The sequence below is a fragment of the Actinospineispora acaciae DSM 45401 genome, assembly GCF_000620785.1.
GTDB lineage: Bacteria > Actinomycetota > Actinomycetes > Mycobacteriales > Pseudonocardiaceae > Pseudonocardia > Pseudonocardia acaciae.
The window spans coordinates 1-9,209 of sequence record NZ_JIAI01000044.1; the positions used below are offsets into that span (position 1 = coordinate 1).

Annotated in this window: 10 protein-coding genes and 1 pseudogene; 9 read left to right on the plus strand and 2 right to left on the minus strand. The window is 71.3% G+C overall.

Going from position 1 to position 9,209, the window contains the following annotated elements; translation table 11 throughout:
* From N912_RS64865 to N912_RS0147530, 3 genes are all read left to right on the plus strand, one after another.
* Positions 1-1,678 (plus strand): hypothetical protein (locus N912_RS64865; protein ID WP_037070396.1); only part of this gene is annotated, 1,678 nt, incomplete at its 5' end.
* Entirely contained in the window at positions 1,660-2,232 is a 573-nt protein-coding gene (locus N912_RS61415; protein ID WP_051581803.1) for a LysM peptidoglycan-binding domain-containing protein, read from the plus strand. The genes N912_RS64865 and N912_RS61415, both read left to right, overlap by 19 nt.
* Before the next feature lie 12 nt (positions 2,233-2,244).
* Positions 2,245-2,427: a hypothetical protein gene (locus N912_RS0147530; RefSeq protein WP_028927946.1), complete on the plus strand. Its 183-nt coding sequence runs from the start codon at positions 2,245-2,247 to the stop codon at positions 2,425-2,427.
* A gap of 53 nt (positions 2,428-2,480) precedes the next feature.
* Here the strand turns inward: N912_RS0147530 and N912_RS0147535 are convergent, their stop codons facing one another.
* Positions 2,481-2,876: a hypothetical protein gene (locus N912_RS0147535; protein WP_156994453.1), complete on the minus strand. Its 396-nt coding sequence runs from the start codon at positions 2,874-2,876 to the stop codon at positions 2,481-2,483.
* A 198-nt stretch (positions 2,877-3,074) separates the two neighbouring features.
* Here N912_RS0147535 and N912_RS0147540 point away from each other — a divergent pair, with 198 nt between their 5' ends.
* Positions 3,075-3,962 (plus strand): helix-turn-helix domain-containing protein, encoded by an 888-nt coding sequence (locus N912_RS0147540; RefSeq protein WP_084212097.1) that lies wholly within the window; start codon positions 3,075-3,077, stop codon positions 3,960-3,962.
* Positions 3,963-3,992: 30 nt separating this feature from the next.
* Positions 3,993-4,175 carry a DUF397 domain-containing protein gene (locus tag N912_RS0147545; RefSeq protein WP_028927949.1) on the plus strand — a complete coding sequence of 61 codons (183 nt, stop codon included), beginning with the start codon at positions 3,993-3,995 and terminating at the stop codon, positions 4,173-4,175.
* 117 nt (positions 4,176-4,292) lie between these two features.
* Here N912_RS0147545 and N912_RS0147550 read toward each other — a convergent pair whose 3' ends face one another.
* Positions 4,293-4,571, minus strand: a complete 279-nt coding sequence (locus N912_RS0147550) for a hypothetical protein (protein ID WP_028927950.1) — start codon at positions 4,569-4,571, stop codon at positions 4,293-4,295.
* Positions 4,572-4,699: 128 nt separating this feature from the next.
* Between N912_RS0147550 and N912_RS59475 the strand changes: the two genes are divergently transcribed.
* The 4 genes and pseudogenes from N912_RS59475 to N912_RS0147570 all read left to right on the plus strand — a co-directional run.
* Positions 4,700-5,035, plus strand: coding sequence for a hypothetical protein (locus tag N912_RS59475; RefSeq protein WP_051581804.1), 336 nt, complete (start codon positions 4,700-4,702; stop codon positions 5,033-5,035).
* A 24-nt stretch (positions 5,036-5,059) separates the two neighbouring features.
* A complete protein-coding gene (locus N912_RS0147560; protein WP_425415404.1) occupies positions 5,060-6,016 on the plus strand; it encodes an MvdC/MvdD family ATP grasp protein in 957 nt (318 codons plus the stop codon).
* A complete protein-coding gene (locus tag N912_RS0147565) occupies positions 6,013-7,263 on the plus strand; it encodes a methyltransferase domain-containing protein (protein ID WP_037070397.1) in 1,251 nt (416 codons plus the stop codon). The genes N912_RS0147560 and N912_RS0147565 overlap by 4 nt, the downstream gene beginning before the upstream one ends.
* Before the next feature lie 347 nt (positions 7,264-7,610).
* Positions 7,611-9,209: pseudogene (locus N912_RS0147570) on the plus strand (hypothetical protein); the annotation flags it as partial.

Genomic DNA, 9,209 nt, shown 5'->3' on the forward strand with positions numbered 1-9,209 from the left:
GCAGACCCTGCTCCGGCCCGGCGAGTTCGACCCGGCGCGCTGGGAGCTGGCCCTCGCCGAGCTGCGCCGGATCGCCGCCACCCCGCCCGACGAGCGCACCGCCCTGGACCGGCTGCTGCCGCCCAGGCTGGTCGAGGCGCTGGACGGCCTCGCCGCGATCCCCGACGAACCCGCCACCGAGATCGCCTCGCTGCTGCTCACCGTGATCACCGGCAAGCCCGGCCGGGACGCCGGCGCCGACCGTCACGCGCTCACCGACCTGGTGCGCTGGCACGCCACGCCCGACCTGGCCGCCTACCGCGAACCGGTCGCCGCGATCCGCGCGCTCGCCCCCGAGGACGCGCGCTTCCAACGCGCCGGGCTCGACCTGATCCACGTCCTCATCCGCCTCGACCCGCTGCTGGCCAGGCTCGGCCGCCGCGCCGAGGCCGTCGACGCCCTGAACAACCTCGCCGCCACCCTGCCCACCACCCCACCGAACGACCGGACCGCGCTGCTCACCGACGCCACGGCGAAGCTGCACCCCGAACCCCCGGCACCCGGCGCGCCGAGCGCGGTCATGCTCCTGGCCGGCGACCCGATCACCTCCTCGACCGCCGGACGGATCGTCGCCGCGGCCCTGCTCGCCTACCTGACCTGGCGTTACGTCATCCAGCCCAGGGCGCCCCCGTGGCTGCGCGCGCTGAAGAGGCAGCTGGCCCGGCTCGCCGTGGTCGCCGCGCTCACCGTGGCCGCCGCGCTGGCCTCCCCCGCCGCCGCCCACGCCGCCGACCTGTCGAGCTGGGCGGAACCGACCGGGTTCCTCGCCTACGCGGTGTGGGGCGCGGTCGACCTGTTCTGGGCGCTGGGTTGGGCCGTCACCGGCGGGTGGGCGCGGGCGCTCACCGTCGTGAACGTCCTGAACTGGGCGGCCTTCCTGGTGCTGGACACGATCGGCCTGCTGACCGGCACCGGGGTGGGGCCGTGGTCGAGCGGGTTCTTCGTGCCGGCCGACGCCGGGTTGCTGGCGCACGCGGTGACGGTCGCGCACGCGGTGTGGACCGGCCGGCCCGACCCCAGCCGGCGCCCGGCGATCCGCCGGACCCTCCGGGCCGCCTATCCCCTGATCACCATCGCGCTGACCCTGCTGGCCGTCCAGCTGGCCGGCACCCCCGCGGCGGCGGCGGTGATCCCGCTGGTGCCCGTCGTGCTCGGCTTCTCCTACCTGTCACGGCACAACCTGGTCACCCAGCCCGGCCATCCCGAGCACGCCACCAGGCCGGCCTTCCTCGCCACCGTCGCCGCCGCGCTCGGCCTGCTCGGCTACGGCCTGGCCCGCCTGGCCACCCATGCCCCGCTCACCGCCGCCGTCACCGCCGCCGCCCTAGCCGTGGTCGGCCTCGCCCTGGCCCGACTCCCCGCTGGCACCGGGCCCGCCTCCGCCCCGAGCCCCCCACCGGCCGGCGCCGGCCCCGGCGGCGGCCAGGGCTCGGGCGGCCCGCCCCCTCTCGTCCGGATCACCAAGTTCCTCTGGCCGCAGGGCCTCACCAACCCCCAGGACGACGAAGACGACCGCGCCCGTCGCCGCGCGCTCGCCGAGCTGACCGCCCGGGCGCGCGGACCGCCCCGCCCCCGCCCGCAACCGCATCCCCCAAACCGATCCGCGAAAGAGAGAACCCGATGTCACACCGAACACTGATCCTGCTCGTCACGTCCGATATCCAGTCCGAACTTCGGGCTCGGTTCGTCCGCAACCGCACGCTCGTCGGGGTGGCCGGGCTGGTCGCCCTGGTCACCGTGGCGGCGCTGCTCGCGCTGTTCACCAACCTGGCGCTGCAGGCGAACACCCCCACGCCCCAGCCCACCCCCAGCGCGATCACCGCAACCACCACAACCGCCCCGCCCCCGGCGGCCCGCCGGCCGGCCTCGCCCCCACCGGAGCAGCGCCCGACCGACCGGACCTACCAGGTGCGCCCCGGCGACACCCTCGCCTCGATCGCACTGCGCCACGGCGTCGACTACCGCCGAATCGCCGAGGACAACCGCCTGACCGACCCGAACCTGATCCGCCCCGCCCAGTCGCTGCGGATCGGCCACCCAACACCGGGCGTCCAGCTCATCCAGCCCGGCGCCACCCTCACCACCCTGGCCACCGCGACCGGCCTGACCGTCCGTGACCTGCTCACCCTCAACCCGTGGATCACCGACCCCGACCGCATCCCGGCCGGCGCCGGCCTCCGCGTACGGGCCTAGGGGGAGGTCACCATGGATCTCACCCCGCGGTTCCGCCGCCCCGACGAGGAAGAGGACGAGGTGCGCCGCTGCGCGCTCGACGGCTGCGACGCCCCGTTGCCACACGTCCCCAACCGGGAGAACGAGAACAGGTACTGCACCCCGCAACACCGCCAACAGGCACGCCGATCGCGGCGGTCGGCCAACCACAACTGACCGCACCCCGTGAGTGGCTAGGGCCGTCATAGCGGCCCTAGCCACTCACGGGTTCAGCGCGCGTCCCGCCAGACCCACATGATCAGCATCTGTCCGAGCTGGTCGTGCACCTCGCTGGTGCGGGCCATCCGGGCGACCTCGCTGAGGTTCGTCCAGTTGTGGACGGCAAGCTCGTGGGTCGGCGTGGCGCCGCGCGCGAGGACGGTGCGGGCGTTCGGGGCCGTGAGTATGAAGTGCACCCGCATCGGCCCGCCGCCCCGCTCGGACATGTCCGGGGTGATGCACGCCCAACAGGCCGCGCACTTCGGCCCGTCCGGCTCGTTGCCCGGGATCAACCACGTCCCGCACAGCCCCTGAGACCGGTGGGTGAACCGGGCTTCGTCCAGCACCGCGTGCGCGACACCCCGGAAGCCGCACGTGAGCCAGCTGTACCGCGCGCGCCGGCGCATCAGGGCCACGCCACGGCCGACTCGGCGCCTGCCGGCCGTGGCGCGCCCGCTCGCTGGCGGTAAGAGGTGGCAGCGCCGAGTCCGGGCGCGGCGCTGCACGACAACACCGCCGCACACGCCCGGTACCACCAACCAGCGAGGCCCATTGCCGTACCGTACTGGGTGTGAATATTCTCCGGCAAGCGCTAAGGTCAATCCATGAGTAGAGCGCCGGTGCCACCGTTCGTTCACACGCTGCTTCTCGGCCGGCGACTGTTCGACCTGCGGATGCGCACCGGGCTCACGCAGGTGGACGTCACCCGTGCCTGCGGCTGGAAGCAGATCAAGGTCGCGCGCCTCGAAACCGGCGTCCACGGCGTCACGCACGACGACTTAGACAAGCTGCTCGGGCAGCTCAACCCGACCGACGAGGACCGAGCGAAGCTCCACGCCCACGCCACCGAGGGAGCCAAGAAGCCGCCGCGAGGTCACCTGCGGTGGAAGTTCCCCCGCGACGAGATCCGCAAGGTCATCGACCTGGAGGAGAGCGCGCCCCGCCAGTCGGGCCACGCGTGCATGGTCCTGCCCGGCCTGCTCCAGACCGAGGACTACATCGTCGACCTGGCTCGCAGAGAACGCCCAGCGCCCGCGCCGATCGAGGTCGACCAGTTCGTCGCCGATCGGATCGAACGCCAGCGAGTCCTGGACAACCTGGACCAGGAGTTCGACTTCGTCATCGACCAGGCCGCGCTGGCCCGCATGGAGAACATGGGCGGGTCGTCGACGATCATGCACAAGCAGCTTCGGCGACTACGGGAGCTGGGCGAGCGGCCGAACATCACGATCCGCATCGTGCCGTTCAGCCACGGCCCGTACCTCGGCCAGAGCGTCGAGTACTGCATCGCCGAGTACGACCTCGACCCGGGCAAACCTCCGCTCTACCTGGTCTATGTTGACAACTACGGCGCCTTGGCCGTGCTGCACGACAACAAGAGCGTCGCGACGTACCAGACCCTCTGGACGGAGCAGCGGAACGCAAGCCTCGCCCCGGAGCAGTCGGATTGGTTCCTCGCGCTCCTGGCCGGCACGTCCTCCGAGTCGCCGTGACTGCACGATGACCCTCGGAAGGACGACCCGATGACCTGGCGCAAGTCCAGCTACAGCCCCAACGAAGGCCGACCAACCTGCGTCGAAGTAATGCACGCCGAGACCAAAGTGGCCATCCGCGACTCCAAGAACCCCACCCAGCCGCCGCACCACTTCACCACCGACGAGTGGCGCGCCTTCATCCACGGCGTCAAGAACGGCGAGTTCGACTGACGTTTCCGCAGCTCAGAACCCGTGAGTGGTTAGCGTTGCTATGACAACGCTAACCACTCACGGGTTGTGACCAGGCATTTTGCGGGCTAGTGCCTGGCCGTGACCGGCAGGGCTGTGTCAGCGGTTTAGATCAGTCCGGGTCCAGCGGGGGCCGGAGCTGCCGGCGACGTGGCTCCGGTCGATCCAGTTGGCGTCGCCGGGCAGGACGTGCCGGCCCGGGGCGGGGGTCAGGAACCTGTGGAACTCACAGCGCTGCTCGGTGTGCTCGACCAGCGTGTCAGGCCCGCCGTCACTGGGCTCGATCTCTTCGTACGGCACGCTCGGATCGCCGACGAGGAACACGAGCTGGCCGTCACACAGCCGGCAGTTGGCTCGGTGGTGCACGCGCGGGGCCATCCGACGATGGTGACAGCTGAACTGACCTGGTTGCTAGGCGCGGAGCGTCGTGGTCGAGCTGTTCACCCAGCGATCAGCGGCCCGTATCGTCAGTGACCGGCTCGCCGCCGAACGGGAGGTGCCGCGCGATGTCAGGGCTGCGCTACCTGGACGATCCGCTGGTGACGGTCTCCGGCCAGTTCCCGCTGAATCCGGTCAACTTCACCTGCCCTCTACGCAGCGAACCGCCGTCCGGCCGACGGACCCGGCCGTTCGCGCTGCGATGGCTGGTCGAGATCGGTGTGCCGACGCCGAGCGAGGAGTATCGGTACTGCCCGGTGCGGCAGGTCGCGGTACATGTGCGTACCGGGGAGCCCCGACCGCCGGTGGCGAAGCTGGACTGGACCACCGTGTCGAGCAAGGACGGTGACGAGGGGCCGTCGAAGGACTACGACTGGGAAGTGGTCCCTGACGACGATGACTAGGCCCGCCCGGGCATGACGGTTCTGGTGTTGGCCGGCGAGATGGACCGCACCGCCGACTCGGTGATCCTCGCGCTCGCCGACCTGCGGGTCCCGGTCGTGCGGGTCGACCTGAGCTGGTTCCCGCAACGCATGAGCCTGGACGCCGAGTTCGATAGCGGCCGGTGGCACGGGAGCCTGCGTACCGAGCACCATCAGGTCGAGCTCGACGACGTGCGGTCTGTGTGGGTGCGTACTCCGGCCACCTTCGAGATGCCGACAGGTTTGTCCTCGGCCGAGGCCGCCTTCGCGAAGCGGGAGGCCAAGCTTGGGTTCGGCGGTGTGCTGATGTCGCTGCCCGACGTGCTGTGGGTGAACCGGCCCGATCTTGCCGCGACGGCGGTGTATCGGCCGTTGCAGTGGATGGCGGCGAGCCGGTACGGGCTGCGAGTGCCACGCACCTGGGTGGGCAATGACCCGAAGGCGGTGGCCCGTTTCGCCGGCACTGCGCCCAGCGGGGTGGTGCTCAAGCCGCTGAGCGCCAACCTGATCTGGGAAGACGGCACCTACAAGGTGGGCTGGACCCGGCGCCTGATCAGTGAAGATCTCGCGGACCTGCGCGGCATCGACGTGACCTGCCATCTCATCCAGGACTGGGCGCCCAAGAGCTATGAATGTCGTGTGGTGTTCGTCGGTGCGGAGGTGTTCGCGTTCGCGATCCACGCCGGCTCGCCCGAGTCGTATGTCGACTGGCGCTCGGACTACCAGGCGTTGCGCTGCGAGCCGATCGAGCTACCGGAGCGGGTGACGGCAGGCCTGCGCGGCGTGATGGCTGATCTCGGCCTGGTCTACGGCGCGTTTGACCTGGTCGTCGACCCCGACGGAGAGACCATCTGGTTCTTGGAGATCAACCCCGGGGGCCAGTACGGGTTCTTGGAGGCCGCCACCGGGGAGCCGATCAGCGATAGTCTCGCTCGACTACTCGCCCGGGAGAGCCATCGATGAGCGTACGCAGCTCGACCGCCACCGCCGCCTCGGTGGCGGACTCGGTGTGGCGGCCGATGGCCCGGCACCTGGCCGAGCAGCTTGACGCCGACGGCGACCTGCACGACCCCCGGTGGCGCGAGGCGCTGCTCGAGGTGCCGCGCCACGAGTTCGTCCCGCGCTACTACCTCCAAGAGGAGAAGCCGCCCGACCGCCGGCCGCGCCGCTGGATCGCCCACGAGCCGCACGACCCCGACAGCACCCGCCGCTGGCTTGATCTCGTCTACTCCCCCACCACGCTCGTCACCGAGCTGGCCGACTACGCCGGGCGAGGCGTCCAAGCGCCGGTATCCAGCTCGACCAAGCCGGACCTGATGATCCGCATGCTCGAAGCTCTTCAGGTGACCGATGGGCACCGGGTTCTGGAGATCGGTACCGGTACCGGCTACAACGCCGCCCTGCTCACGCACCGTCTCGGCGGCGACCACATGACCTCCGTCGACATCGACCCCGACCTGATCAGCGACGCACGGTGCCGCCTGGACCGCCTCGGCTACACGCCGACCCTGGTCGCCGGCGACGGCGCGGCCGGGCACGCCGACCGAGCGCCCTACGACCGGATCATCGCCACCTGCGCGTTGTCCTGCGTCCCGCTGGCCTGGATCGACCAGCTACGGCCAGGCGGTCTCGCGCTCGTGCATATCGAGGGACCACTCGGCGCCGGCAACCTGGCGGCGCTGCGCCGGCTCCCGGACCGGCCCGCGGTGGAGGGCAGGTTTCTGCCTTGGTGGGGTTGCTTCATGCGTCGCAGAACCGCCGCCGGGCCGACCGTCGACGTCCCCCGCCCCCGACGCACCACCGAGCTACCGACGACTCGCACCACCGACGTCGACCCGGCGGAACTCGACGGCGGGAAAGGCTTTCCGTTCCTCGCTCAGCTGTATCTGCCATCCGGCATGTACCGGGCGATCACCCTGCACGACCAGACACCCGTCACCGAGCTACGCGCCCCCGACGGGTCCTGGTGTCACATCACCCACGAAGCCGACGCGGACGGCCTCCACGGTGTTCGTGAAGCCGGACCGACCCCGCTCATCGAGCGCATCGAGGATGCCTGGCACCGCTGGCAGAACCTCGGCGCTCCCCCATGGCACGAGTTCGGCCTCACCGCCACCGCGACCGAGCACCACGTCTGGTATCGAGATCCACATTCCGGGCCCCGCTGGGAGCTACCAGTACCTCGCATCCCGAGCCCCCGGCAGCCGTGAACCGGGCATCTCCATCCGACCAACGAGCTGGGGTAGCCGCGTTCGCATCGGCGTAACAGGGATTGCTACCGGCCGGTATGGATGTGTAACCTGGCCTGCACGAGTGGTCAGACTTGGCGCCTTGACGGCCTGAGTATTGCGCCCCCGCGTGACGTGCACCGTGGCAGCGCCCGACCGCTGGGTGTGGCCTGCGCCTGGGGAGTTTCCAGCAGCGGGCAGATCGATACTCGGCTTCCTCCTGGGCAGATGCCCGGAGACTGAGGACGTTTCCTCCGCAGGCCGTGCAGCCGCGGTTGGTGCCGATCACACCGGTAGTCCCTACCTTCCGATCAGGAGCGAGACCCACGGTGTCTTCCGCGACCTCAGTGGACAGGCGGCGCACGCGCGCCGTCGTGTCGCTGTGTGCGCGGGGGCTGGGCTCGCTCTCGTTCGGCAAGGTTCTGCTCGGTGCGTTGATGCTGTGGATGGCCGCCGCGTTCATCTCCATGGGCGGCGGCGGCTCGGCTCAGGCCGACACGGCGGCAGCGCACGACGAAGGCCCCGTCGCTGTCGAGCTGGTCGGCTACTTCGACCAGAACACCGACGGGGCGGACGACGGCACGGTGGTCCCCCCACCGCCCCGGGCCAACGGCGCTCGCGGCGCCAGCCCGGCGGCGACCGCGGCGATCCCCGTGTCCAAGCCCGTCGTCCGCCAGCCCGTCTCGGCGCCGGCCCCACAGCCGGACGCCGTGGCGCCGCCGCCCCGTGCGGTCGGCAAGCCCACCGCGAACACCACCGGCACGGGCGACCAGGGCGCGGTGCAACGTCCTCGCCTGCGCACCGACTCCGCCCAGCCGCCCAGCGAGCCTGAGGGTCTGCGCCAGCTGCCCCGGCCTCGCGTCAACACCGCACAGCCCGCCTCCACCGGCACCCGAGGCGGATCGTCCGCCGGACGGGCCGACGAGTTCATGGGCGGTGTCGTCGACCTGGTCTCCGGGATCGTCGGCACGGTGGCCGGAAAGAAGGCCGGCGACCAAGCCCGCCAAGGCCTGTCCGGCATCACCGACCAGGTCTCCACCGCGCTGCGCGCCGGCCACAAGCTCAACACCTCCGGCGAGCCCGGCAGCGGCAACGCGAACACCGCCGCGCGGCCCGGCAGCCGTGACCGCGCCACCCAGACCAACACCGACACCGGCGCCGGCCCCGCGCTAGCCGCCGGCCACAGATCCAGCCAGCCAGACTGCGCGAGCGCCTCGGACTGCACCGAGCAAGCCGCCGCGCTGTCCGGCCGCAAACCCGCCACCCAACCTGCCCGAGGCCCACCGACCGGCCGCAACCACCACAGCCAGAACGGCGACAACGACACTCACCGCAAGACGTCCCAGGCGTCGATGCGCACCAAGCTCGACGAAAAGCAACTGAACAAGATCTCCAAGCTGACCAACGGCTTCGTCCAGGACCTGCTCAAGCTCGTCGGCAAGGCCGGCGGCCAGGGCAAGGGCACCGGCGGTTCCGCCAGCCAGGGCGGCGGCAAGCAGCAGGCCGGCACCGGCCACCGCGGCGGCGGCCTCGGCGAGCAGATCTCCGGGCTGGTCGAGAGCTTCGTCTCCAACGTGCTCAAGCTGGTCGGCAAGGCCGGCGGCGGCCAGGGCTCCGGCAACAGCCAGGGCAGCCAGGGCGGCGGCGGCTCGCAGCAGGCCGGCACCGGCCAGAGCGACGGCGGCAGCCTCGGCGAACAGATCACCCAGCTGACCGGCGAGTTCGTCCAGAACCTGCTCAAGCTCGTCGGCGTCGGCCAGGGCCAGGGCGGCCAGTCCGGCCAGTCCGGCCAGTCCGGCCAGGGTGGCCAGTCCGGCTCGGATGGCCAGTCCGGCCAGGGCGGCGACCTGGGCGAGCAGATCTCCGGCCTGGTCGACGACTTCGTGTCCAACGTGCTCAAGCTCGTCGGCGCCGCCGGCGGCGGCCAG